23 protein-coding genes and 4 tRNA genes are annotated in these 26,110 nt (G+C 46.7%); 12 read left to right on the forward strand and 15 right to left on the reverse strand.

The features are described 5' to 3' along the window. Positions 1-52 precede the first annotated feature (52 nt). From CF168_RS12535 to CF168_RS12545, 3 genes are all read left to right on the forward strand, one after another. Positions 53-1,321, forward strand: coding sequence for a YeaH/YhbH family protein (locus CF168_RS12535; RefSeq protein ID WP_041408751.1), 1,269 nt, complete (start codon positions 53-55; stop codon positions 1,319-1,321). Between the two features lie 9 nt (positions 1,322-1,330). Continuing rightward, positions 1,331-2,857, forward strand: a complete 1,527-nt coding sequence (locus tag CF168_RS12540; RefSeq protein ID WP_086904482.1) for a SpoVR family protein — start codon at positions 1,331-1,333, stop codon at positions 2,855-2,857. 115 nt (positions 2,858-2,972) lie between these two features. After that, a protein-coding gene (locus tag CF168_RS12545; protein ID WP_089068031.1) for an IS3 family transposase occupies positions 2,973-4,189 on the forward strand; the annotation gives its coding sequence in 2 pieces (ribosomal slippage) (positions 2,973-3,321 and positions 3,321-4,189; 1,218 coding nt in all). A gap of 83 nt (positions 4,190-4,272) precedes the next feature. Here the strand turns inward: CF168_RS12545 and fadR are convergent. Further along, entirely contained in the window at positions 4,273-4,998 is a 726-nt protein-coding gene (fadR, locus tag CF168_RS12550; protein ID WP_086904692.1) for a fatty acid metabolism transcriptional regulator FadR, read from the reverse strand. A 303-nt stretch (positions 4,999-5,301) separates the two neighbouring features. Here fadR and nhaB point away from each other — a divergent pair, with 303 nt between their 5' ends. The 3 genes from nhaB (at position 5,302) to CF168_RS12565 (ending at position 10,302) form a co-directional block, all read left to right on the forward strand. Continuing rightward, positions 5,302-6,903, forward strand: coding sequence for a sodium/proton antiporter NhaB (gene nhaB / locus CF168_RS12555; RefSeq protein ID WP_086904691.1), 1,602 nt, complete (start codon positions 5,302-5,304; stop codon positions 6,901-6,903). Positions 6,904-6,999: 96 nt separating this feature from the next. Further along, a complete protein-coding gene (gene dsbB / locus CF168_RS12560) occupies positions 7,000-7,527 on the forward strand; it encodes a disulfide bond formation protein DsbB (protein ID WP_086904690.1) in 528 nt (175 codons plus the stop codon). A gap of 156 nt (positions 7,528-7,683) precedes the next feature. After that, entirely contained in the window at positions 7,684-10,302 is a 2,619-nt protein-coding gene (locus CF168_RS12565; protein WP_089068032.1) for a PAS domain-containing protein, read from the forward strand. A gap of 30 nt (positions 10,303-10,332) precedes the next feature. Here the strand turns inward: CF168_RS12565 and CF168_RS12570 are convergent, their stop codons facing one another. The 9 genes from CF168_RS12570 to CF168_RS12610 form a co-directional block, all read right to left on the reverse strand. Continuing rightward, positions 10,333-11,298, reverse strand: coding sequence for a RimK/LysX family protein (locus CF168_RS12570; RefSeq protein ID WP_086904688.1), 966 nt, complete (start codon positions 11,296-11,298; stop codon positions 10,333-10,335). 188 nt (positions 11,299-11,486) lie between these two features. Beyond that, positions 11,487-11,867: an STAS/SEC14 domain-containing protein gene (locus CF168_RS12575; RefSeq protein ID WP_086904687.1), complete on the reverse strand. Its 381-nt coding sequence runs from the start codon at positions 11,865-11,867 to the stop codon at positions 11,487-11,489. 387 nt (positions 11,868-12,254) lie between these two features. Beyond that, on the reverse strand, positions 12,255-12,611 hold the full coding sequence (locus CF168_RS12580; protein WP_086904686.1) for a DUF3802 family protein: 357 nt from the start codon (positions 12,609-12,611) through the stop codon (positions 12,255-12,257). A gap of 160 nt (positions 12,612-12,771) precedes the next feature. Next, a complete protein-coding gene (locus CF168_RS12585) occupies positions 12,772-13,347 on the reverse strand; it encodes a YceI family protein (protein WP_086904685.1) in 576 nt (191 codons plus the stop codon). Between the two features lie 150 nt (positions 13,348-13,497). Beyond that, entirely contained in the window at positions 13,498-13,950 is a 453-nt protein-coding gene (locus CF168_RS12590) for a YaiI/YqxD family protein (protein ID WP_011622341.1), read from the reverse strand. A gap of 20 nt (positions 13,951-13,970) precedes the next feature. Continuing rightward, entirely contained in the window at positions 13,971-14,609 is a 639-nt protein-coding gene (pdxH, locus tag CF168_RS12595) for a pyridoxamine 5'-phosphate oxidase (RefSeq protein ID WP_011622340.1), read from the reverse strand. A 225-nt stretch (positions 14,610-14,834) separates the two neighbouring features. Continuing rightward, positions 14,835-15,806: an adenosylmethionine decarboxylase gene (locus tag CF168_RS12600; protein ID WP_086904684.1), complete on the reverse strand. Its 972-nt coding sequence runs from the start codon at positions 15,804-15,806 to the stop codon at positions 14,835-14,837. A 282-nt stretch (positions 15,807-16,088) separates the two neighbouring features. After that, complete coding sequence (speA, locus tag CF168_RS12605; protein ID WP_086904683.1) at positions 16,089-18,002, reverse strand: biosynthetic arginine decarboxylase; 1,914 nt, start codon at positions 18,000-18,002, stop codon at positions 16,089-16,091. Between the two features lie 463 nt (positions 18,003-18,465). Next, positions 18,466-18,618 carry a hypothetical protein gene (locus CF168_RS12610; RefSeq protein ID WP_011071981.1) on the reverse strand — a complete coding sequence of 51 codons (153 nt, stop codon included), beginning with the start codon at positions 18,616-18,618 and terminating at the stop codon, positions 18,466-18,468. 474 nt (positions 18,619-19,092) lie between these two features. Between CF168_RS12610 and CF168_RS12615 the strand changes: the two genes are divergently transcribed. The 6 genes from CF168_RS12615 (at position 19,093) to CF168_RS12640 (ending at position 24,826) form a co-directional block, all read left to right on the forward strand. Then, positions 19,093-19,932 (forward strand): CvfB family protein, encoded by an 840-nt coding sequence (locus CF168_RS12615; protein WP_086904872.1) that lies wholly within the window; start codon positions 19,093-19,095, stop codon positions 19,930-19,932. A gap of 166 nt (positions 19,933-20,098) precedes the next feature. Then, the gene (locus tag CF168_RS12620) at positions 20,099-20,764 is read left to right on the forward strand and encodes a YceH family protein (RefSeq protein WP_086904873.1); all 666 of its coding nucleotides are present in this window, start codon (positions 20,099-20,101) and stop codon (positions 20,762-20,764) included. An 87-nt stretch (positions 20,765-20,851) separates the two neighbouring features. After that, complete coding sequence (locus CF168_RS12625; RefSeq protein ID WP_089068033.1) at positions 20,852-21,682, forward strand: ABC transporter permease subunit; 831 nt, start codon at positions 20,852-20,854, stop codon at positions 21,680-21,682. Beyond that, a complete protein-coding gene (locus tag CF168_RS12630; RefSeq protein WP_089068034.1) occupies positions 21,679-22,587 on the forward strand; it encodes an ABC transporter ATP-binding protein in 909 nt (302 codons plus the stop codon). The genes CF168_RS12625 and CF168_RS12630 overlap by 4 nt, the downstream gene beginning before the upstream one ends. A 372-nt stretch (positions 22,588-22,959) precedes the next feature. Beyond that, positions 22,960-23,235 carry an HU family DNA-binding protein gene (locus CF168_RS12635; protein ID WP_089068035.1) on the forward strand — a complete coding sequence of 92 codons (276 nt, stop codon included), beginning with the start codon at positions 22,960-22,962 and terminating at the stop codon, positions 23,233-23,235. A 362-nt stretch (positions 23,236-23,597) separates the two neighbouring features. Next, a protein-coding gene (locus CF168_RS12640; protein ID WP_089067141.1) for an IS3 family transposase occupies positions 23,598-24,826 on the forward strand; the annotation gives its coding sequence in 2 pieces (ribosomal slippage) (positions 23,598-23,949 and positions 23,949-24,826; 1,230 coding nt in all). Positions 24,827-24,868: 42 nt separating this feature from the next. Here the strand turns inward: CF168_RS12640 and CF168_RS12645 are convergent. From CF168_RS12645 to pgsA, 5 genes are all read right to left on the reverse strand, one after another. Continuing rightward, positions 24,869-24,955, reverse strand: a tRNA-Leu gene (locus CF168_RS12645). 130 nt (positions 24,956-25,085) lie between these two features. Beyond that, a tRNA-Leu gene (locus tag CF168_RS12650) sits at positions 25,086-25,172 on the reverse strand. Between the two features lie 48 nt (positions 25,173-25,220). Further along, positions 25,221-25,294: transfer RNA gene (locus CF168_RS12655), tRNA-Cys, on the reverse strand. A 21-nt stretch (positions 25,295-25,315) separates the two neighbouring features. After that, a tRNA-Gly gene (locus tag CF168_RS12660) sits at positions 25,316-25,391 on the reverse strand. Positions 25,392-25,534: 143 nt separating this feature from the next. Beyond that, positions 25,535-26,083, reverse strand: coding sequence for a CDP-diacylglycerol--glycerol-3-phosphate 3-phosphatidyltransferase (pgsA, locus tag CF168_RS12665; RefSeq protein ID WP_011625896.1), 549 nt, complete (start codon positions 26,081-26,083; stop codon positions 25,535-25,537). Positions 26,084-26,110 lie beyond the last annotated feature (27 nt).

The following is a 26,110-nucleotide window of genomic DNA, read 5'->3' on the forward strand; positions in this document are numbered from 1 at the left end:
AAAACGAGGCTTTGGTGTTGCCAAAGCCTTCGCTGGGGTTTGGGAGGTGCGTATGGCGAACTTTATCGATAGACGGTTGAATGCGAAAGGAAAAAGCACAGTCAACCGCCAACGCTTTATCAACCGATATAAGCAACAAATCAAAAAAGCCGTCAGCGATGCCGTCACGCGTCGCAGTGTAACGGATGTAGATAAAGGCGAAAAAATCAGTATTCCCACACGGGATATCAGTGAACCTATGTTCCATCAAGGCAAAGGAGGCGTAAGAGACAGAGTCCACCCTGGTAATGATCAATTCACCCGCGGCGATAAAATCGACAGACCCCAAGGTGGCGCTGGCGGCGGTGCGGGTAAAGGCGATGCCTCGGATTCGGGCGAAGGGAATGACGACTTTGTGTTTGAAATCTCAAAGGATGAATACCTAGAGCTGCTCTTTGAGGATTTAGAACTGCCGAATCTGCAGAAGAATCGCTTAAACAAGCTCGTCGAGTATCAAATCTACCGTGCAGGTTTCACCAATGATGGTGTACCAGCCAATATCAATATTGTGCGCTCACTGCGTTCCTCCTTGGCGCGCCGCATTGCCATGTCGGCAAGTAAAAAGAAATTACTCAAAGAGTTAGAGCAAGAGCTGGCGGAGCTTGAAAATATTCCTGGCACTAAAGCCGAGCTGATTTTGGATTTAAAAGCCCAAATTGAGGCGCTCAAGCAGAAGATTGCTAAAGTCCCTTTTATCGATACCTTTGACTTACGTTTCAACAACTTTGCAAGGCGCGAGGTGCCCTCAAGCCAAGCGGTCATGTTCTGCTTAATGGACGTGTCAGGCTCGATGGATCAAGCGACAAAAGATATGGCGAAACGTTTCTATATCTTGCTGTACTTGTTCCTCACTCGTACCTACAAAAACCTCGAGGTGGTCTACATCCGCCACCATACCCAAGCGAAGGAAGTGGACGAACATGAGTTCTTCTACTCCCAAGAAACCGGCGGCACGATTGTCTCAAGCGCATTGAAATTAATGCACGAAATTCAGCAGGCTCGCTACCCTGCCGATGAGTGGAATATTTATGCCGCACAAGCCTCTGACGGTGATAACTGGGCCGATGACTCTCCCACCTGTCGACAATTATTGGAGCAAAAAATCCTGCCGCTAGTGCGCTATTTTAGCTATATCGAAATCACCAATCGTGCGCACCAAACCCTGTGGCGCGAATACGAATCCCTACAACAACACTACGACAACATAGCGGTGCAACATATTCGTCAAGCCGAAGATATCTACCCTGTATTTAGAGAATTATTTAAAAAGCAGGCGGTTTAAGGGGGCTCTATGGGGATAAAAGAAGCAAAAACACGTACAGCCTTGAGCGACGGTCCCGACTGGAGCTTTGAGCTGTTACAAAGTTATCTAAAAGAGATTGAGCGGGTGGCGGCCATTTACAAACTGAACGCCTATCCCAATCAAATCGAAATCATCACCGCCGAACAGATGATGGATGCCTATGCTGGCATTGGCATGCCCATTGGCTATACCCATTGGTCCTTCGGCAAACGTTTTATCGAAACCGAACAGGGCTACAAGCGTGGGCAAATGGGGCTCGCCTACGAAATTGTGATTAACTCCAACCCTTGTATCGCTTATTTAATGGAAGAAAACACCATCACCATGCAGGCATTGGTGATGGCCCATGCCTGTTTTGGCCATAATAGTTTCTTTAAAAATAATTACTTATTTAAGACATGGACGGATGCAAGTTCGATTATCGATTACTTAGTGTTTGCCAAAAACTACATCAGTGATTGCGAGCAAAAATACGGTGTCGAGCAAGTTGAAAGCATCATCGACTCTTGCCACGCTCTGATGAATTATGGTGTCGACCGCTATAAACGCCCATCGGAAATCTCCTTTAGGGAAGAACAGGCGAGGCAAAAAGATCGCGAGGCCTACCTGCAAAGCCAAGTGAACGATTTGTGGCGCACTATTCCCACCCATCAACAGCAGCAACCGTCGACCACTAAGCGCCGTTTCCCCGCCGAGCCGCAGGAAAATATTCTGTATTTTATTGAAAAAAATGCGCCATTGCTGGAGTCATGGCAGCGGGAAATTATCCGTATCGTGCGTAAGATGGCGCAGTATTTTTATCCGCAAAAACAAACACAAGTGATGAATGAAGGCTGGGCAACCTTCTGGCATTACACCATTTTGAATCATCTATATGATGATGGCGTGGTCACTGACCGCTTTATGATGGAGTTTTTGCAGAGCCATACTGGCGTTGTCGCCCAACCCGAATATAACAGCCGTTACTACAGCGGTATCAACCCTTATGCCCTCGGGTTTGCGATGTTTACCGATATTCGGCGCATGTGTGAGAATCCAACTGAGGAAGACAAAGTCTGGTTTCCGGACATAGCGGGCAGTAATTGGCTCGATACCTTACATTTTGCGATGCAAAACTTTAAGGATGAAAGTTTTATCAGCCAATATCTGTCGCCGAGGGTGATCCGTCAGTTCAAACTGTTTGGCATCCACGATGATGAGAAACGTAATTATCTGTCCGTGTCGGCCATTCACGATGAGCAGGGTTATCAAGACATTCGCAATCTACTCTCGCAGCAGTACAATTTGTCAAATATTGAGCCTAATATTCAAGTACATAACGTTGAGATAAACGGCGACCGCTCCTTAACTTTAAGGTATGTCCCCAGTAATGATATCCCGCTCGCCAGCACCTATAAGGAAGTGTTAAAGCATCTGCATCGACTCTGGGGCTTTACCGTCAGCCTTGAGCAGTTAAATGCCGATACCAGCGTGACCTTGTTAGCGTCCTGCCCTGAGCAACCCAAGGCCGACTAAATATCAGTTTGATCAAAAAACAAAAAAGCCGTTTCTCAATGAAACGGCTTTTTATTTAACCCGTGACCCGTCCTAAATAGCGTTGACACTTTTCAAACTCATTTTGGAGAGTGTAATGACTTCAACAATTAAACGAACTCAACGTGATTATTCCCTCGCTTTTAAATTGGCGGTTGTCGACCAAGTGGAAAAAGGCGAACTGACCTATAAACAGGCGCAAGACAAGTACGGTATTCAAGGTTGCTCCACCGTGTTAGTGTGGTTACGCAAGCACGGCAAACTGGATTGGTCCCAAGGGACACCGTCTACATCAATGCGAGGACAGTTGATGACTGAACCCACCGAGCTCACCCCCGAGCAAAAGATAAAAGCCCTCGAAACCGAACTGGAAGATACCCGCATGAAAGCGGCGTTCTTCGAAGCCATTGTCGAAAAACTCAGAACTGACTACGGGATATCCGTCGTAAAAAAGCCACACGCGAAACGCTCCAGGAAAAAACGGCCATAGGTTATCGCGTCACCCAATGCTGTCGCTATCTTGGCATCAGTCGTCAGGCGTATTATCAGCAATGTCAGCGGCAAACAGAATGGGAGCAAAGGGAACGACAGGTGGTGCAAACGGTGCAGTATGAGCGGTTATTTCAACCGCGAGTCGGTACGCGTAAAATGCAGTATTTATTGAACAAAATGCATCAAATAGTGATAGGACGAGACCGGTTATTTCGCTGTCTTAGGGCGCATCGTTTGTTGGTTACGCCGAAACGGGCGTACCATAAAACGACCAACAGCCATCATCGATTTAGGTGTCATCCCAACTTGCTTAAGCCCAGCGAGCAGCAAGTGGACATCAGCCGCTCAGAGCAAGTCTGGGTGGCTGATATTACCTATCTGCCACTGCAAGATAATGAAGCCTATTTAAGCTTGGTGACCGATGCCTGGTCACGAAAAATTGTGGGTTATCATGTTGATGATAATCTAAAAACAGACGGGGTGCTAACGGCCTACAAACGGGCGCTGAAGCAGCGACAAGATAAAAGTAAACCGCTGATACACCACTCAGACCGAGGGATACAGTGCTGCTCAAACGCGTATCAAGCGGTTCACGCACATCATGGCGTGACATGCTCAATGACCGATGGATATGACTGCTATCAAAATGCCTTAGCAGAGCGAGTGAATGGCATCTTGAAGCAGGAGTTTTTAACACATAAGCCCGCAACGCTGGAGGAGGCGCGACAAATGGTGACAGAAGCGGTTGCCATCTATAATCAACGGCGGCCACATTTGGCCTTAAAATACAAAACGCCCGATGAGGTTCATCGAGCGTTTTAGGTGGAAATAAGTGTCAACTTATTTCAGGACGAGACACCGACTTAAAACAGACCACTTGCCACATGTAAGCTTCGAATCAAAGCTTAAGCATTGCCGTCCTGCTGGGCAATCGAGGTTGGCATATCGTCACGCAACTGCAACCACATTTTGCCGCTGTTAATACCGTAGGTACGCATTAATGCGGGCACATCGATATAGTTTTTAGCTTTGGCTAATATTTCGAGTTCTTTATAGAAGTTTAGCGCTAACTGGCGCGCTTCAGGGCTACTGAAATAGTAACGACCGACTCGACTATACAAACCTTTAAAGCCATTTAAGATCAACACGTACAGCGGATTGCCTGAAGAAAAGGCTAAGGTGTGGTGCAACAGGTAGTCATACTCGGCGAAGGATTCGGCCGTATCTTCTAATTGGTGAATTTGTCCGAGGACTTCCACCGCTGTATCTGGGCTGTTACGCAGTGCACCGCGAAAATAAATCGCGCTCACATTGGTGCGAGCCGACAGCAATTGGTCCACCAGCACAGGGAAGCCTTCTGGGTTGAGATCCGCTATGGTCTCAAGAATGTTAAGGCCCGAGGTTTCCCAAAAATTGTTCACCCGAGTCGGTTTGCCATGTTGAATTTTTAACCAACCATCACGGGCTAAGCGTTGCAGCACTTCACGCAGGGTGGTGCGTGTTACGCCAATTAATTCAGAAAGCTCACGTTCAGCCGGTAAAATGGACCCTGGGGGAAACTTATTTTCCCAAATCGATCTTACAATATACTTCTCTGCAAAACTTGCAGGTCCTTTGGCATTGATAATCATCAGCCCACTTTTCCAGTTGTTGTGCTTTATAATGGTCACTGATCATACCAGAGCGGTAAAAAATGGAAACCATTGACTGAGGCTCACCTTAAAATCACCGTACAATTGTCACAGAAATGTTCAAAAAAACGACATTAATCAACAGCAATTGTGCCAATTTTGCCGATTAGCTCCGCTTTTTGAAATCTGGGTTTCAGTATCTCGTTACATTAGCATTCTCTTTAGGCTAGACTGATTTTCTAAAACAAATGCCAGAAACAATAACCTGTGCAATTTTAAAAGATAATTAGAAGAGAGGATGCCATGCCGATGACAATGAGTCAGGCGTTTATTGGGAACTTCTTAGGGAATTCTCCTAAGTGGTACAAGATCGCAATACTGTCGTTTTTAATAATCAATCCAATACTCTTTTTCTATGTCAGCCCCTTTGTGGCTGGTTGGGTATTAGTGCTTGAGTTTATTTTTACCTTGGCAATGGCGCTGAAATGCTACCCATTACAACCCGGTGGTTTATTAGCGATTGAAGCTGTCGCCATCGGGATGACCTCTGCCAGCCAAGTGTTGCACGAAATTGAAGCGAACCTTGAAGTATTACTACTGCTGGTGTTTATGGTGGCCGGTATTTACTTCATGAAACAGCTACTGCTGTTCGTGTTCACTAAGATGATCACTAAAGTGCGCTCGAAAATTTTAGTGTCTTTACTATTCTGTTTGGCTTCTGCCTTCTTATCCGCCTTCTTAGATGCTTTAACCGTTATCGCCGTGATTATTACCGTGGCAGTCGGTTTTTACTCTATCTATCACAAAGTTGCTTCAGGTAAAGATTTCTCGGCCGATCATGACCATACCTCCGAAGGCAAAAATGACGATGGTGAAAACCAACTCAATGAAGATGAACTGGAGTCTTTCCGTGGTTTCCTGCGTAACCTATTGATGCACGCAGGTGTCGGTACCGCATTAGGTGGCGTATGTACTATGGTGGGTGAGCCGCAAAACTTAATCATTGCAGCCCAAGCAAACTGGCAATTTGGCGAATTTGCGATCCGCATGTCACCTGTGACTGTGCCCGTATTGTTCGCGGGTATCCTCACCTGCTTTGTGGTCGAAAAATTCCGTTGGTTTGGTTATGGTGCCCAGCTACCGGATGCGGTACATAAAATTCTGTGTGATTACGCCGCCTATGAAGATGCCCGTCGTACCAATAAAGACAAGATGAAGCTCGTTATCCAAGCCTTTGTCGGTGTTTGGTTGATTGCGGGTCTGGCGCTGCACTTAGCGTCTGTGGGCTTGATTGGTCTGTCTGTGATCATCTTAACCACAGCCTTTAACGGTATTACCGATGAGCATGCGCTGGGTAAAGCCTTCGAAGAAGCCCTGCCCTTTACGGCGTTGTTAGCGGTGTTCTTTGCAGTTGTGGCCGTGATTATCGACCAACAACTTTTTGGCCCAGTGATCCAATGGGCACTGAACCATGAAGGTAACACCCAATTAGTGATCTTCTATATCGCTAACGGGTTGCTCTCTATGGTCAGTGATAACGTGTTTGTGGGCACGGTTTACATTAACGAAGTCAAAGCCGCATTGATTAACGGTCAAATTACCCGCGATCAATTCGACCTGTTAGCGGTTGCGATTAACACTGGTACTAACTTACCTTCGGTGGCGACACCAAACGGTCAAGCCGCGTTCCTGTTCTTATTGACCTCAGCCCTTGCCCCGTTGATCCGTTTATCCTACGGCAGAATGGTGTGGATGGCATTGCCTTACACTATCGTGTTATCGATTGTGGGTGTGATGGCAATCGAATCGGGCTTCTTAGAGCAGATGACCCAGTACTTCTACGACTCCCATGCGATACTGCATCACAGTGTTAAAGAAGCGTTAGCGCCTGCGACAGGTCACTAACATAAATATCGGAGTTGACTGAACTTTATGAGTTAAGTACAGTCAAAAAAACGCCCTACTTTCGAGGGCGTTTTTTTGTTGATATGGAGTTCACTTTTGACAGCACTCACTCGCTTTGCCCATTCCCGCGCATCTTGGTTCATTCTCACCGGCTCTGCGATTGCCCTCGAAGCGGCCGCCTTGTATTTCCAATACGTGATGAAGTTAGATCCCTGCGTCATGTGTATTTACCAGCGACTGGCCGTATTTGGCATTTTGGCGGCAGGACTGATAGGTATGACAGCGCCTAAGTACCGCATCGTTCGCATTTTAGGCGCCCTTGGCTGGGCCGTCAGCGCAACCTGGGGACTAAAACTGGCGTTAGCCTTAGTCGATATGCAGAATAACCCTTCGCCCTTCTCGACTTGCTCATTTTTACCCGAATTTCCAGCTTGGATGCCACTCCATGAATGGTTCCCATCCGTGATGTTGCCAACGGGAATGTGTACCGATGTGCCATGGCAGTTTATGGGCGTCACCATGGCCGAGTGGATGGTGGTAGCCTTTAGTGGTTATCTGGTCGCACTGTTACTGTTTATTGTGCCCATCTTGAGCGGCTCGAATAAACCATCGCTCTACAAATAATCTTCCTAAGGCAGACTAAGGTCTGCCTTATTTTTAGCTATAGCTGTCAATCTTTCTCGCCGAAAACACTCAGTGAACTTTGATTTAAGCCAATGGCAAATAGACCAAAAAACGCTAAACTGGCTCCATGATAACGGCATTTGGAACGCGTAGAACATGGATAAACGGCCTCTCATTGAGCCTCAAGCACCGTTAACCCACTGGCAAAAGAGCCTGCCGTTTAAACTCAGCCTGATCCAACTGCTGATCGCCAGCATACTGATCTTCAGTACGGCGTGGGTCATTCTGAACATTCAGACCCAACAGATCAGCGAGCAGCAAACCCTGCTCAATCAAAACCATGGCCAAATCATCATTGCTAAATTGCAGGAAATGACCTCCCAAGTGGAGAATCAGGTCAATGCCATCAGTCAAATCGCCATGCTATACCGTTACGAACCCGAGCAGCTCAGTAAGAGCATTCCGGTATTACTCTCGATTGAAAATCAAAAGGCGATTATTTCTGGTGGCGGGATTTGGCCCGAGCCAGGGGCATTTGACCGGCAAAAGTTTCGTGACAGCTTATTTTGGTCGCACAATATTCACGGCGAATTAGCCGCCATCAATAGCTATAACGATGATAGTTTTCCAAGCTACCACACCGAAGAATGGTATCGGCCGACCCGCTATTTTCCCGTAGGGAAAATATTTTGGTCTAAATCCTATGTCGACCCTACCACCCATGAGCCTATGGTGACCGCATCGGGTGCCATGTGGATGGATCATCAGTTTATTGGAGCCGCCACTACCGACATCAGCCTTGAAAAACTCAATCAGCTCCTACGCAATACCATGCTCGATGTCAGTGGCTACGTGATAGCCCTAGACCATCAAAACCAAATCTTGGCCTCGCCGAATAGTGACAATCTGCCACAATCTTCACACAATTCCCCCCATGCCCTACAAGACTTCGATGAGTTGGCAAAAACCGAGACGGCCTTTAGCCCCATTGCCTCGGCACTGCACTTAGCCGACCGCAGTTTTATCGAACAAGCCGTGGCTGAGCGCGTATTTACCCAAGAGCAAATGGATAACCTCACCCGTCTAAGCAACGATGGGGAACGGCAGATGCTCTCCGCCATCGTCAATGACAATGCCAAAAACCAGTTCTTAACACCTAGGCGAATCGCCTCGGTCTCCTTGACTATGGACCCTATCCTCAAGGGGCCCTCACTGGTGTCGGTGTTTTTAATGCCCCACACCTACTGGAAAATTCTGGTCGTCACGCCCATCGCCCCATTACAGGACACGGCCAAAAAACTGATCGAAAAAGTCGGCCTCTCCCTAGTGTTAATTCAGATGCTCGACCTTATCCTGCTGTTTTTATTGCAACATAGATTAATTATTGCCCCCATTATGGAGATGGTGCAGGCACTCAAACGCAATGATTCAGCCTCTATCGAATTAAAAGCCAAGGAGCGGCACGATGAGGTCGGCCTACTGGCGAAAAGCTTTTTATCCCGCACCCAACAACTTGAAGTCGCCATGGCCAGTCTAGATGCCAGTAATCTCGCCCTTGAGCAGCAATTATTGACTCAACAGCATTTTCAGCAGGAGTTAAATCAGCGCAAGGAACAATTAAGATCCTTACTCGATTTCTCATCCATCATCATTTACATCAAAGACTTAAATGGCAGATATACCTTAGTGAACAACAAATACTGCGAGGTTTTAGGGATTGAGCGGCGCAAGATCATCGGCGCCACCGACTTTGATCTGTTCCAAAACTCACTCGCCCAACAGTATCAACAGAACGACCAAAGGGTCACCCATAGCCACGATGCCCTGCATTTCGAAGAAGCCATTCCCTCCCTTCGCGGCGAGGTTATTTATCAAATGAGTAAATTCGATATTCGCGACGATGAGGATAATTCCATGGGCGTCGGCGCCATTGGCTTTAATGTGGACTTGAAAAAACGCCAAGAAAAAGAACAAGAAAAGTTGCTGCAATCACAATTAGCCCAGCTAAAAGATGAGCAGCGCAAGACCCAACTCACACAGCAAGAAAATAGCCAGCTCAGGGAACAACTCGCGGCGATTCAAGCTGAGATCAATCAGCAAATCCAACTCAACCTGAGCAAACAACAAAGTCAGAAACTGATGCAGAATTTCCTGGCCGACGTCATGAGCCAAATGATGCAAGAGCAGGACAAACTCCTCGCACAGATCTGCCAAGTGCGCACCAAGGAGGATGACAGCCACCAAGCCCAAGTTGTGCAATTGATGAGCCAACAAGCGGCCAGACTCAGGCACATATCGCAGCTGTTTACCGATCAGCATAGTGAGATACGCCCGCTGCATTTAGCTCAGTTTATCAATCAATTATTGAGCTTATTGCAGCCACAACTGTTGAAAACTCAGGTTAAAGTCAAGCTAGAGTGCGACGAGCAATTAGTAGTCGATGGCAATGCTTGGCAATATTTGCAATTTTTCTATCGACTGATTAACAACACCTTGCACCATGCCTTTAAAGAGCATAATCAAAACAGAACCTTAGCATTAACGCTTGAAAAGAAAGACGGCGAATTACAGATGCAGCTTCAGGACAATGGTGTCGGGATATCAGTCGCGCACCTTGAGCAACTAAAACAAGAAATGCAACAAAACCAATGCATTGGCACACTGACTTGCATTAACCTTTGGATAAAAGAAGAGTTACATGGCGAGCTTAAGGTAGAGAGTGAGCTCAATCGTGGCACTCTGATTGAGTGCCACTGGCCATTAGCTGCGGTATAGCCAAGGCTAAGTCAAGCCCATTGGGACAAACTAGTCGCTCGACTTATCAAGTGTCACATCCACCAGATAATGGCCCTGTAGCCAGTTACGGCCAATTAAGAGTTTATTGGACATTTGACTACGATCCTTAAGATTCACTTTGACCGGATACTCATGTACCGGTTCACCTAAGGTCAATTCGACCATATAACGCACTTCACTCCCCTGCGCGTTACGGATAAGCGAAGTATCGACAATCCGTGCCCTTAACCGCTTTTCCTCACCACGCTCATTTTCGGTAGTGAAATTAAGCCACTTGCCGATGTTGTTATCCATATTGGTAGGATCTTCATCGTCAATCTTGAGATCAACCGCATGCAGGGAATTTTCAACCGCCCCCGTATCGATGCGCGTTTTAAAGGTCAACTCGGCTTCTTTCACTTTGATTAACGCTGTCGGACCAATCAGACGTTTCTCGGCCACATCAACAACATAACGGCCCGCTAACCAATTACGGCCGATCAGTAACTTGTAATCCATATGGCTTCGGTCACGTAGGTTAACGGCAACCAGACGGTGTTGCCCCTCAAAACCAATGTCTAACTCGACCAAATAGCGGACTTCACTGCCTTGAGCGTTATTCACTGTGGTGGTCTTTAGGATTTTCGCCGCTAAGCGCCGCTGCTCGCCCGCCTCGTTTTCGGTGGTAAAATGCAATGTCTTACCAATGTTATCCTGCATCTTGTCGGACGCACCGCCTTCAACTTGCAGATCGATGGCATGTAATGAGGTGTTCGCCGCGCCCGTATCAATTCTTGCCTGAAAATCCAGTTGTGCGGCCAATAGGCGCATCTTCTCTGATTGACCAATAATCGCCTTAGTGTCAGTAGATACAGCGCTCTGCGCAGGCGTTTGCACCTCTTCACTGACTTTACCGCAACCTGCAAGGCTCAAACTTGCGATAATGGCGCCTAGCAATAATGTGGTGCAGCGACCGACACTCTGATGTTGTAACATCCTCACTCCTTATCTGAACGATGACGGACAAGCCACTTTGACCCATCACCTAGGTCGATGTAGGGGCTAGTGATAGCACAAAAGCGAAGGAAAAGAGCCGAAAAACACTAAGCAGAGGTCAAATACAGCAATTAAGCCAATGAAAAAATAAGGAATAGTCACAAGTTAACACACAATGGTTACAGCCGTTACACCTCTGCCACTTTCGCTTCGTCCAACCAAGCTTTCGCCAGCGCGCGCTCATGTTCACTAAAAACCTTCACCGGGCAGGGCAACATAAAAGCCAGTGTATTGACCATAGCCCCTAGGCTTTGCATGTCCGCAATCATCACCACCCGCGAGAAATCACTAAAATGAAACACACTGAGTAAAGCATCATCCCAGAGTGCGCCCACGGTAATGCCAATAAAGTCGGGGCTGAACTCGTACCACAAGCGAAGACTCGCATGATCCTGCAACTTGGCCTCAATCGCGGGAAGCAGTAAGGCTTCGATATCCCCATGGGTGACTTGACCCGACACCACAATGGTCAGCATATCTTCGGCATAGCTTGGACGTATGGTTAGCATTATGCATCTCCCTTGATATCGCACGAGAAAATACGGCTATAGAGTAAAGATATACCCTGTAAATGAAGATGCTTGAAAAGTGGGAATTATTTTACTCAAACTTGCGGGAAACTGATGCGATGGCGGGTGATGACGAGATGAGATTGTAAGGTTCGCAAGACTTGCGTAAGCATTGCGCGATAAGACAAGCCCCATTTACTTCACACCTTCAAAACCTACACGAAAAGCATCGACTGGTGCCCAAACAACCCACAGGGCTGGAGTTACACATTAAAAGTGAAGTAATGATGAGGGATAACGAACAAAGTAGTAACTAGCTAACAAACTAACGGATAGGACTAACCCAAGAGATGAGGTTAATCCTAAGGTTAAGCTTAAGCGAAGGTATTACACATGAACTTGGATTTTCGAGATTTCTTGATCGAATAAATTCTTAATAAGGCCAGAAAACTCGGTGATAAACAGCGTTTGCTCTGGCGTGGCTCTATGATTCGCCACTGAGGCTAAGATTTCCTCAAGATCGTACACAATCGCATCGACCTCACGGATAATAGTGTTTCGTTCGGCAAAAGAGAGGGAAGGATTTTGGCCGCAGACCATAATAATCTGTGCGGATAATTGCTCTTCGAACAACTCCATCACAGTATCGTCGGACACATTTTGGGTATCGGGCGTTTCGAACAAGCCAAGATGCTCAGTCAAATACTGGATCAAATGCATGTAACCGTCTTTATCTGTGACCATTTTTTACCCTTCACACACCAAAATCTATCGCCAAAGGCGACACTGAAAAAACAAAACCCACATCTAAAGTGGTCGATATAAAGATTTACACGTCAGCCACTCGCTAACCATATCGCGAACAGGAGAGCTGACGTATTGATCTAAACCAATCTTATCGCTGTTACTTTGTTAAGGTTAGTACAAACGACACAGGAACGGCTTGGCTAATACTAGATAAACCTGCAATATCACGCAATTTATCCACACCCGAGACCAAATCGAACTCGTTAGCATTGACTATTATCGGCTGAAAACTGCTAACCATCAGTTTATTATCAGATACTTTGGTTAAAATTACCGAAAAAGTTTTCGTTTGTTGCTTTCCATGGAGGGAAATTTTCCCATCGATGTCGGCAACTTTAGTCTCACCAACGGCTAGATCTTTCAACATCTTGGTATCCACCTGCGAGCTTAACTTCAACTCGGGATACAAGGACACTTCAAACAACAGGTTTTGCATACGCTCATCGCGCACATCGATACCGGTCGCCACACTCATCAGGGGAATGGTTAATTCAAATTGACCATTATCCTTAAGGACACCATTGAGTTGCTTAAAGTGATGAACCTCAGCGATATCACCCTTTTTTACCGACACGAAGCTGACTCGAGAGTCCTGCTCCATTACTTGCCACTGGGCCGCACAGCTAAAACTAACCAGCGTCGATAATGCTGCAATTCCTATCCATTTTTTCATCGTATCCATCCTCAATCAGTGAGAGTTAAGGCAAGGCGGTCCCCCTGTGACACAGAAGTCCCCGCCGTATCCTTAGAAAATCTGTGATAAAGATCACCTAAGTCTCGCTAAAGATACTCTTTTTCTTGTTTAGCGACTAGTTAACTATCGTTAAACTCGCACCAGCCACTTATCTAAACTATTAGCAAAAGCCTGTTTATCCGCCGCCGATAAGGCATCAGGGCCACCGGTATGCACGCCCGATGAACGTAAGTCTTCCATAAAATCGCGCATCGTCAGTTTTTGGCGAATATTGTCCGTAGTGTAGAGTTCGCCGCGGGGATTAAGCGCCAGCGCGCCCTTTTCAATCACTTGCGCCGCCAACGGGATATCGGCGGTGATCACTAAATGCGTAGCCTCAACATGGTCGACAATGTATTGATCTGCCACATCAAAACCTGAGCCGACACGCACTTGGCTGATATAAGGCGATGGTGGCACCCGCAGCATTTGGTTCGCCACCAGCACTAGCGGCAGCGACTTTCGCTCAGCCGCGCGAAATAAAATCTCTTTAATCGGGTTTGGGCAGGCATCGGCATCGACCCAAATCTTATACTGTCCCACGCTTACGCTCCTAAAGACCATTAAGGTGCTAAACGGTCAATGACCCATTCATCCGCTTGGCGAGTGTAGAGAAAACGATCGTGCAGCCTGTGCTCACCGCCCTGCCAAAACTCGATGCTCGAGGGTTTGACTAAGTAGCCGCCCCAAAAACTCGGTAAGGGCACATCACCCTTGGCAAATTTGGCTTTCATTTCAAAGAACTTACCTTCGAGCACTTGTCGCGCGCTCAGTTTGCTCGACTGCTGTGACACCCAAGCCGCAATCTGGCTATCCTTAGGACGGGTCATAAAGTATTTCAGCACTTCGGCGGTAGAGAGTGGCTGCGCCTCACCAAGAATCGATACTTGGCGTTCAATCGGATGCCAGGGAAAATGCAGACTCACCTTGTTATTGGCTGCGATCTGCTGCGCTTTTCGGCTACCTAGGTTAGTGAAGAACACAAATCCCGAGTCATCGAAGCGCTTTAATAGCACAATTCGCTGATAGGGCTGACCATGCTCATCGACGGTGGCAACACACATCGCCGTGGGATCGCTCAGCTCGGCATCGCGAGCTTGCGTCATCCATAACTCGAATAGCTGCATGGGATTTTGGGGTAAATCGGCGCGTCTTAGACCGCCTTTGGTGTATTCGCGGCGAATATCACTGAGATCTGTCATAGGTTTTCCTTTTACAAGCGCACAATGATTGCCATCGGTGCAATCCGCTGATAATGCAAGTTTACCATGCCTTACTCGCAATTCGCTGCTCTGTTATTAAGCCGTCAATAAAAAAGCCAAGACCGTTAACCTTAGCTTTTTATTGATTATCCAGCGCTTAAGCATGGTACAAGATAGTACTGAAATGGACTCAAGCAGCAATGGCGAGCTCACCAGTGTTTGCCACTACATAAACTCGGGCTGTAATACTTGGGTTTCGAGTTGTTGATAATGACTAAAAGTTATCTCCCCCCCTGATGCTGTGGTGACCATGGCTTGGCCTAGACACAGATGAGCGGGGAATCCTTCGGTAAGAATGTGCTGATCAAAACCAATCAAGTCCCAACTCGTTGGGGAGAATCCATTAACTAATCGCGCCACAACGGGATGGGGGTAAGTCGCTAAATCGAGATTAGTCTCGAAGCTCACATAGGAATGTTCCCCTTGCCCCATAGATGGGGTGATATGCAAGGTAACATAGTCAGTCCCGCGTATCGCATTCAACGAAAAACCAGCAGGCTGAAAACAATGCATATCAAACTGAAAATCGGGAAAGAGTTGCTGAAATTCAAGCCGTTGATAAATCCCCTGCTCAGTTTGTGTTGGCAGCTTGAGATAATCGGCAAGCTCGCCACGGATGTGGTACATCATCAGTTCAAGGCAAGTCTCGGTTGAGGGCATAACTTGGCTGTCTGTACAAAACAGATCGCCAGTACAAAACTGATTGTCACTACAAAACAGATAGTGATGATGTGAGTCTAAATGACCCACTCGAAAGGCTTTGCCGGGGATCAAAGTCCGCAACTTAGCAATATCGTCCGCAAAGCTCGTGCTTTGTAGCTGAGCTTGGTATTCATTCTTGCGCTGATAACAGAGCGCGGCGATGTGCTCCACGCCTACGGCGTTGATAAAATGGCAGGCGGCATCCACTAGGGTGCTATTACCACAGGTGAGCAGCAGAATCTTATCATCCCAAACGAACAGACTGGATTCACTCAGCAGATAGGCATCGCAGGCATGATTACTGATTGTGGACAGGATTTCCGCATTGGCGCAGGCCACTAAGGTTGACCAAAAGCCATACTCTCGTTGGCGTAATGACGCCAACTTGGGAGTGAGTCTGATCTCAAGCTTTTTTTCCGCGCCTTCAAAAAACATCAAACCGTTCGCCTCATCTTATCCCTGTGTGTGGGCATCTATTGGTATATCAGTCATTAATGGTTCGCTGGCAACGCTGACTTAAGTGAACGCACGCATGTTAAGACTGGTAACCCATCAATTTCGCGCGGCTATTTTTACACGACTAACGCCGCAATAAAACCACCGAGCTTGCTTTTACAAGGTGACAGCCTTGCAATCCACTAGCAAAAAAGCAACCGGCTATAAAAAACAAAAGTCAGCCTAAGTGTCCCTAGGCTGACTTTTTTAACACACTCAATATTAAGAAAAATCTTCTAAATAAGTGTAACCTTTTAGGCCCACTTGCAGTTCTTCTAAAATCTGGGCGCGTTCTTCTTCAGCAATGTGCTGATTCACTAACTCTTCGTAAGTACGCATAAAGTCAACGGCATCTAAGTTAACATAGCGCAGTACGTCAGCAACTGTATCACCGGCAAGGACCGACTCAATGTTGGTCATACCGTTCTCTTCGATGCTCACCACCGCAGAGTTGGTATCACCAAACAGGTTGTGCATATCACCTAAAATCTCTTGATAGGCACCAACCATAAAGAAGCCCATCAGATAAGGGCTTTCAGCGCTCCAAGCCGGAACGGGCAGCGTGGTTTCAATTCCTTGGCCATCTACGTATTGGTCAACAATACCGTCAGAGTCACAGGTGATGTCCAGCATCACTGCGCGGCGCTCTGGCGCTTTGTCTAAACCAGACAGTGGCAGCACAGGGAACACCTGATCGATACCCCAAGCATCCGGTAACGATTGGAATAAAGAGAAGTTAACGAAGAACTTATCGGCTAACTTTTCGTTTAACTCATCGATAATCGGTCTGTGGTAACGGTTTTTAGTGCTTAACAAACCTTGAACTTCGTGACATACACGCAGGTTCGCCTGCTCAGCCCACGCACGTTCCGCCAAGCTTAATTGACCTAAAGCAAATAGCGATTGCGCTTCTTGCAGGTCACTTTGGCTATCGTGATAAATCTCAATCAGTGCACGTTGATCAGCGCGGCCGCTGATCTCGGTCCAAGATTGCCACATGTTGTGCAGCAGCTGTGGCGACTCTTCCGCTGGCGGCTGGATTTCTTCTACCTGATAGGCTTCAGTACCAATAACATCGGTGATCAACACGGCATGGTGCGCCGTTAAGTGACGGCCAGATTCTGAAATAATACGTGGCATAGGTTGCTCGTATTCATTACAGATATCGGTAAGCACGTTCACGATGTTGTTCGCGTATTCGCTTAAGCCATAGTTCATTGAGTTGTTACTTTGGCTACGAGTGCCGTCGTAATCCACCGCTAAACCACCGCCAACGTCGAAGCAGTTAATGCTGGCGCCTAACTCACGTAATTCACAGTAGAAACGCGCCGCTTCGCTCACACCTTGACGAATATCGCGGATGTTGGCGATTTGCGAACCTAAGTGGAAATGCAATAACTGCAGCGAATCCAACATGTCGTTTTCTTTTAACTGATCTACCACAGTTAAAATCTGCGCCGCAGATAAACCGAACTTAGACTTTTCGCCACCGCTGGCTTGCCACTTGCCTTTACCTTGGAATGCCAGGCGCGCACGTAGACCTAAGCGAGGTTTTACCCCTAAACGCTTAGACTCGGCCAACACCATCTTCAGCTCAGACAGTTTTTCTAAAACGATGTAGACCTTATGGCCTAACTTTTCACCAATTAAGGCTAAACGAATGTATTCGTTATCTTTGTAACCGTTACACACGATCACTGAACTGGCTTTTTGCGCCATGGCTAATACAGCCATTAATTCTGGCTTACTGCCGGCTTCTAGGCCTAATTGTGGAACTTCTTTTGATGCTTGGCTCGCAAGGATCTCTTCTACCACAGTTTTTTGTTGGTTTACTTTAATGGGGTAAACCAGCAAATAGTCCGCCTGATACTCATATTTTTGTATCGCTTGGTCGAATGCTTGGCACAAACTGTTCACTCTGTGGTGCAGAATTTGCGGGAAACGAACTAATACAGGTAAAGCGACCCCTGCTTTAACCATGTCTTTTGCTAGCTCATTTAAGCCAATCTTGTGATCAGGATTCTTAGGATCCGGCGACACAGTCACCTCACCTTGGTCGCTGATCCCATAAAACCCTTGGCTCCAGTGGGTAACGTTGTACCCAGCACGAGCAGCATCAATAGACCAATCATTCATTTTTATTTAGCCCGTCTATAAAAAAATGGGTTAAACGGCCACGGCATTCTTGCGCGACCGCCCGTTCGACAAACCCAGGTAAAACATATGTTTACCTGACATACAATTAGGATGAATTCACCCTGTTTAATGCAGCAAAATCAACCCAGCAGAGGTGACATTGATGCGTTTTTCCTTAACGCAGCCGGGGTAAACCCCATATTCTTATTACACTGGCGATGGTAGGAGATTGCGTTCATTTCACCTTTTATCGCCAAGGTTTCTCACCAATGGTATTAACCTTAGCGCGCTTTGAGGTTAAAAAACACCCAAAACCCTAACGTTAGGCGTTGCATCACAGCCGAAGACCCCAAATTCATTAAAAAGAGGGCCAAGCATGTCTACAACAACAGGTAACACTAAAGGAACAACATTACATATTAAGCGGCCAGGCAAGACCGAGCGCACCTAATAACAGGCAAGATTATTGTAACAGGGGACTGTTGGCTTCTTCGCGGCCAGAATTGATACGGATTAACGTGAGATGTTTAAGGCTGGTATCGTCATAGGGCACAACGATTGAGCGCTGACATTGTGATGCTTTTAGGCAAAGAGCAAAAAATGGATGCTTGTGCATTAGCTAAACAATTCCTCTTAACCCCATGTAACCATTATAAATTGTACGTTACACGGTTAATGACCTGTGAACCATAAAACCATTACAACTCACGTAATATTTGTCATGTCTGTAACGAGCGAAGTCGTTAAACGGCGCAATTAAACCGCGCAATGTCACAGAATGCAAGCAAGAATCTCATTTAATATTTTTCATTAAAATATAACAAACACCCCATTAACAGGGATGGCATCCCCATGCAGGGTTAATTTCGATAAATTAATAACTTAGTGAATAATCCTACTTTTAATACGTTCAATATTTTTTAATAGCCTTGCAGAATAAATGGCTAACAATCGCAGCGTCGGCATGATTTTTAACGCTCACTAAGCCATTAATCCTAAAGTGCGAACCTAAAAGCCGAACTGGAAGCTGCCGTTTACGGATAAAGCGGTTATAATCACCGCCGAATGACATCTATAGATAGAGAGCTACATGGTACAGATAGGAAAAACCTGCAAACTTGAGGTGGTAAAACAAGTCAGCTTCGGTGTGTATTTAAATGCCCACGAATTTGGCCAAGTGTTACTGCCCAACAAAGCCACCCCAAAAGATTGCCAAGTCGGTGACTGGCTAGAGGTCTTTTTATATCTGGACTCTGAAGATATCGTCATTGCCACTACGCGCAGACCACTTGCGCAAGTCGGTGAGTTTGCCTATCTAAAAGCCGTGGCAACGGGTCCTTACGGGGCATTTTTAGACTGGGGATTAGATAAAGATCTGCTACTGCCCTTTGGTGAGCAGCATAAACCCATCGAAGAGGGTCGCTCTTACCTCGTTTACGTGCATGTTAACCGCGCGGATGAACGTATTGTCGCCTCATCAAAAATTGATAAGTTCCTCGATAAAACTCCAGCTCAGTACGAAGTGGGTCAACAGGTTGACTTATATATCGGTGGCACTACAGATTTAGGCTACAAAGCCATTATTAACCATGCCCACTGGGGCGTGATTTACCAAAATGAAGTGTTCCAAAAGCTGCGTTTTGGCCAAAGAGTGAAAGGTTTTATCAAACAAGTGCGCCGCGATGGCAAAATCGATTTGGTCTTGCAGCAAGGCAGTAAGCAAGAGCTCGATAAGCACGCACACATTATCTTAGTGAAACTTAAGCAAGCGGGTGGATTCTTACCGCTGACCGATAAAACCGATGCCGAAGTGATTTACGAGCAACTCGGCATGAGCAAAAAAGCCTTCAAGAAGAGCATCGGCGGCCTGTTTAAAGCGGGCAAGTTAAGCATCGATGATGATGGCTTACGTCTGACTGAAGCAGACTGATTGGGCAGAATAGTCAACCGAATACGGGACTTAGCACTCTCTTGCCCCCATGTTCGTGCTTTATTTGTACAAATAGTTTGCCTTAAACCTCAGTTTACCGACAAGCGCTAGGATATTAAGCATGGCTCTGTTATAACAAAGCCATGCTTTTTTCTTTGGAGCTTATATGGAACTCACGTTACACGAAGCCAGAGTTATCGGTTGTCTACTTGAAAAAGAAGTCACCACCCCAGAGCAATACCCTCTTTCGCTCAATGCCCTGACCCTCGCCTGTAATCAAAAAACCAGCCGCGATCCCGTATTGGACTTAAGCGAAGCGCAGGTTCAAGACGCCCTCGATTCATTGAATAAAAAGCGACTTATCAGCGAGCAATCCGGCTTTGGTAGCCGAGTCGTCAAATACAAGCACAGATTCTGCAACACCGAATTTAGCGAGTTACAACTTTCCAGCGCGGCGCTAGCTATTGTGTGCTTGCTGCTGCTTCGCGGCCCACAAACGCCGGGCGAGTTGCGAACCCGCAGCAACAGGCTGCATGACTTTAAAGATGTGCTCGAAGTGGAAGCCTGCATTAAGCAATTGATGGAGCGAGATAAACCCGTGCTAGCCCAACTGCCACGGGAACCAGGTAAGCGTGAATGCCGTTACACTGAGTTATTCTCCCAAGGTGCTGAGCAGGTCAGCGCCGCGTCATTCACCAGTGCCACAAATGCAGATGCCCAGCCGCTAAATGAGCAGGATAGACAACAACTGGAAGCGAGAGTTACGCAGCTTGAAGAGCAAGTAGCTGAACTTAAAGATAAGTTAGACTCGCTTATCGCTTCTTTATCCTAACCGCACTGCGGACGACTTTCGCGCATGGTCGCTCTTAATGATGACTAACGTGAAAGTTTGTCCGCCCACTCACTGACGAGACAGCGAATGACACCAAACGCTCCCAGTACATTCAACAACATGCTTTTGATCGCTGGCTTTGAATGTCGCAAATTTCTATTTAACCTTCGCGGGATTATCGCCCTGATCGCCTTTGCATTAGTGTGGGGCATGCTGTTGCTCTACCCCATCCAAGGCGCTTCGACCCTATTAATGCAGCCCAATATCAAAGATCTGATCGACGGTCTCTTAGGCAGCCAAGCACTCAATGTGCTGTTTGACTGGCCCGTGGCGGAAATGGCTATCTTCTGGTGCTTTGCGCTGTATCTGTTTCCCATGTTCAGTATTTTGATTGCCGCCGATCAGTTCTCCTCAGACAAATCCCGCGGCACATTGCGCTTTTATACCCTAAGAACCAGCAAAGACAGCCTACTCTTCGGCCGCTTTTTGGGGCAAATCTTGATCCAAGGTCTACTGATCTTATTGACCATCCTCGCCACCATAGCACTGGCACTCACTCGCGACATCGGCTTGTTATTACCCGCATTAACGTCGGGTGCCTTGGTCGGCGTCAACTTGGTTATCGTAATTTTACCCTTTACCGCGGTCATGACCCTATTGTCCCTCTATGCCAACACGGCAAGACAGGCTATGGTGCTCGCCACCATCTTGTGGACTGTCGTCTCGATTGCACTGTTGATTTTGGGTAATCAATCCAGCTTATTTGAAGGCTTACAATGGATATTGCCGGGCGCTCAACTGTCGAACATGGTCAACACCAATGGACTCCAGAGTTTTGCCTACGCACCGATCCCCCTATTACAAACCGCATTCGCCCTATTCCTTGGCCGCGTTTATATCCAAAGGAGTCAACTATGATCCTCATTCAATGCCAAGGACTGTCCAAACACTATGGCAGTAAAAAAGCGCTCAATAACGTTAACTTAACCCTCGAATCGGGAGCGCCCATCGCCTTGGTTGGCCCTAACGGTGCAGGAAAGACCACGCTATTTAGCCTACTTTGTGGTTACCTCACCCCAAGCGCGGGTACTGTGCGTATTCTGGGAGAAGCACCAAATAGTCCAGCATTATTAGGGCAAATTGCCGCCCTGCCACAGGATGCGACGCTCGATCCTAATTTGACCATTATCAGCCAGTTAAGCTTCTTTGCGCGTCTTCAAGGGATGGATAGCAAGCAGGCAAATCAAGAAGCCCTGCGAGTGCTGAATTTAGTGGACTTAGCCGAGGTGGCGCAGCAAAAGCCACCGAGCCTGAGCCATGGAATGAGTAAACGTGTGGCGATTGCCCAAGCCTTAATCGGCTCGCCTAAACTGGTATTACTCGATGAGCCAACCGCAGGACTCGATCCTGCCAATGCGAAGAAAATCCGTGAACTCGTCAGAACGCTCTCGCCCACAACCACCTTTGTGATCAGCTCACACAACTTAGACGAGCTCGAGAAGCTCTGTGACCAAGTGCTGTATCTAGATAAAGGTGAGCTGGGCCAATCGATTTCGATGCGCTCATCCAATAGCGGCAGTGATTATCTCACCCTCACTATGGAAAGCTGCGACAGTGAAGCGCTCATCCAAGCCGTCGGTCAAATAGCCGGTGTATTGAATATCACCTCAAAACAAACTCATGTATTTGTGATCCAATTGGATGACACAGCAAATCGCCATTATGAGTTTGAAACTGCCCTACTCGCCCTGTTTAAGCAACAGCATTGGCAATATAAGATGCTGCTGAAAGGACGCACATTGGAAGAAACGTTATTTTCTTAACTCCGCGATAAGTCCCTTATTATTCCTACGTTTAACCCCAACTCTGACAGCGCCCGCAAGGGCGCTTAATGGCTAATGTGTTGTTTATAAATGCGAAAGCAATGCCATCATGTCAAACATCGAACAACCGTAAATATCAGAGTTAAAAGGCTTTATCCTTTAAAGTCCACTTTAGTTCTAAACGCTACAGACCAACTTAGCCCCTAACGCTGCTTATCTGAGGCGTATTTACGTTTCAAAATAAAAGGTGAGTTGCCACCGCTAACCAATAAAGCAGCAGTTAAGCCGCTTTGGTAAACCGAGGCTTTCAATCTGATCCCGAGCTTGTTATAACTCCCCTTTCCTGCTCTTTCGCTGAATTCAGAGGTTTCAATGAACAAAGCACAACTTATCCAACGTATCGCCACTTCGCTTGAACAGTCCCAGGCCAGCACTAAACCTGTTGTCGAACAGATCCTACAACAGATCCATATCGCCTTAAGCGAAGGTGAGAAAGTCTTCCTGCCACAATTTAGCACCTTCGAATTACGTTATCATTTACCTAAATCGGGTCGAAACCCGCAAACTGGCGAGACGATTGAGATTGCAGGCTTTAACCAGCCAAGCTTTAAGGCGGCGACAGCGCTAAAACAAGCGATAAATGAGTAGTATTGCGGATGTGTAAAATTGCCTCGTGAAAACCACGGGGCTTTTTTATGGGGCAAGGTAACGACATCACTTTGGCAATAAGCCTTAGCGCTCAAACGCAGCCTACACGAGCTCAGTTTGATACTATCAAGCTCAATGTGGAGAAATAAAGTGGAGAAATAAGTAGGTTATAAGGCAGGACTAATACCTGTAACAAAAGTGGCAAGCGCGAAACTGTGCCTCAAGAGAAGAAGATAGAAACGGCCCTTTAAACCAAATCCAAAAATCAGAGCCGTAGATGCAATAAAGCCCCGACTAATGTCGAGGCTTATTTACTATTCATGTCCCGTCCTGAAATACGTTGACATAAAGAGGATTTCTTTATGACAACATTAATTAACTCAAGCCGTAAGCGCACACAACGAGATTACACCTTAGCCTTTAAATTAGGCGTTGTAGAGCGTGTTGAAAAAGGCGAAATGACGTACAAACAAGCCCAAGCCCATTTTGGTATTCAAGGCCGTTCAACGGTACTCGTCTGGCTTAGAAAACATGGTAGACTTGATTGGTCGAAACCTTTTCAGCATCCCCTTATGACTAAGTCAAAAGAAACACCTGCCGAAACGATCAAGCGCCTTGAACGTGAGTTAGCAGAAGAGAAACTGCGTAACCAAATCCTCAATGGCATGGTTGATATCATGGACAATGAATATGGAGCAGGCCTCAGAAAAAAGTACTTATCCGGTACGTCTGGCAAGCAAAAGGCAACGGAGAAATAAACCTCGCTGCCGCATGTCGTGCTGCGGGTATGTCGAGGCAAGGTATTTATCAGGCAGTTGCTCGAATGGAAAGTCGTAGAGCTGAGCTATCGGTTATCAAAGACTGGGTCCAGTACTGGCGTAAATATATGCCAAGGTTAGGGGCCCGTAAGCTCTACACGTTGATAAAATCCAAGCTGGTTGAGCACGATATTAAACTCGGGCGAGATGGGTTCTTTACCTATTTGAGAAGTGAAGGTTTACTGGTTAAACCGAAGAAAAGCTACACAAAAACCACGTTCAGCAAACACTGGATGAAGAAGCATCCTAATCTGCTGAAAGAGGAGGGACTGCACGATGCAGGGCATGTACTGGTCAGCGATATCACCTATCTTGAGTCAGACCAAGGTGTGCACTACCTGTCACTGATCACCGATGCCAGTTCTCGTAAAATAGTCGGTCATCACGTGAGTAAAGACATGAAAGCCGAGAGTGTGGTGAAAGCGTTAAAAATGGCCATCAAAGATAAGCGCTATATCGGCAACGCGGTGCATCACTCAGACAGAGGCTTACAGTACTGCTCAGCCGTTTATCAGAATGCGCTTCAGGCGAGCCAAATCCAGCCGTCAATGACGGATGGTTATGATTGCTACCAAAATGCATTAGCAGAAAGAGTAAATGGCATACTGAAGCAGGAGTTTTTACTGCACCGATGTAGGACATTTGCGGAGCTGAAGATACTTGTTAGAGAATCGATAGCAATATACAACAATATGAGACCGCATCTGAGTTTGAATATGGACTCCCCTAATCAGGTGCACAATAGAAAAGACCAGCTACTGGAGCTGGCCTAAAAACTGTCAACCTATCTTAGGACGAGACATCACTAAGAATAATGGTACCCGAGGCCAGACTTGAACTGGCACGCTGTTACCAGCGAGGGATTTTAAATCCCTTGTGTCTACCGATTCCACCACTCGGGCAAACTCTGAATATCGCAAGCACTGCTATTGATATTGTTAACTCTTTGCTTCGCTCTTCTACTTATATTTCAATTTATAGATAACGAAGTTTACCGCTTCAGCTCGCTTTGAGCTGTCACCATTACAATAATGGTACCCGAGGCCAGACTTGAACTGGCACGCTGTTACCAGCGAGGGATTTTAAATCCCTTGTGTCTACCGATTCCACCACTCGGGCAAACTCTTAATATTAACAACGGGAATCGTGTCATTAATATCTTAATTATGGAGGCGCGACCCGGAGTCGAACCGAGATCGACGGATTTGCAATCCGCAGCATAGCCATTCTGCCATCGCGCCATCTTTCCAATCCTTTTAGATTGGAGCGACATATCGGGTTCGAACCGATGACCTATACCTTGGCAAGGTATCGCTCTACCAACTGAGCTAATGTCGCATCATGTAGAGTTAAGATTTTGTTTTCACTTCGTCTCTCGTCTACGGGGAGGCATTCTACCTATTTACCATGCAGTGTCAACCGCTGTTTTATCGATAACTTACTGCTTGCACACTAAATAATCTCTTTGATCTTTTATTGCGCTATTCGGCTGTTAAATCTTTCCAGGCGGCTAAAATGTAGCTCATCATTGACCAGAAGGTTAACACGGCAGCGATATATAGCAGCACAAATGCCGCGGTGATCATTAATGGGTTGTATTGCCAGATCAGGCCAATAATCGCCACCATCTGCGCCGCCGTTTTATATTTGCCGATCCAAGAAACCGCAACCGTCCCGCGCTTACCTAATTCAGCCATCCATTCACGCAGAGCAGAAATCACAATTTCGCGACCAATCATAAACAGTGCCGGCAGCGTTAACCAAATATCGGCATATTGCTCCACCAGTAACACCAGCGCGGTGATCACCATCAGTTTATCGGCAACGGGATCGAGAAAAGCCCCAAAACGCGTGAGTTGCTTGAGTTTACGGGCGGCATAGCCATCCAAGGCATCGGTAATGGCGGCAAGCCAAAACACAAAAGCAGCAACGAAGGGAGTCCAACTGTAAGGCAGATAAAAGAGCACCACAAAGATGGGCAGTAAAAAAAGCCTAAAAAGGGTTAATGCTATAGGTAAGTTAAACGGCATGATCGAACCAGTTAGTCAAAAGCAGCG

Origin of the sequence: Shewanella bicestrii (assembly GCF_002216875.1) — a bacterium.
Classification (GTDB): Bacteria; Pseudomonadota; Gammaproteobacteria; order Enterobacterales; family Shewanellaceae; genus Shewanella; species Shewanella seohaensis.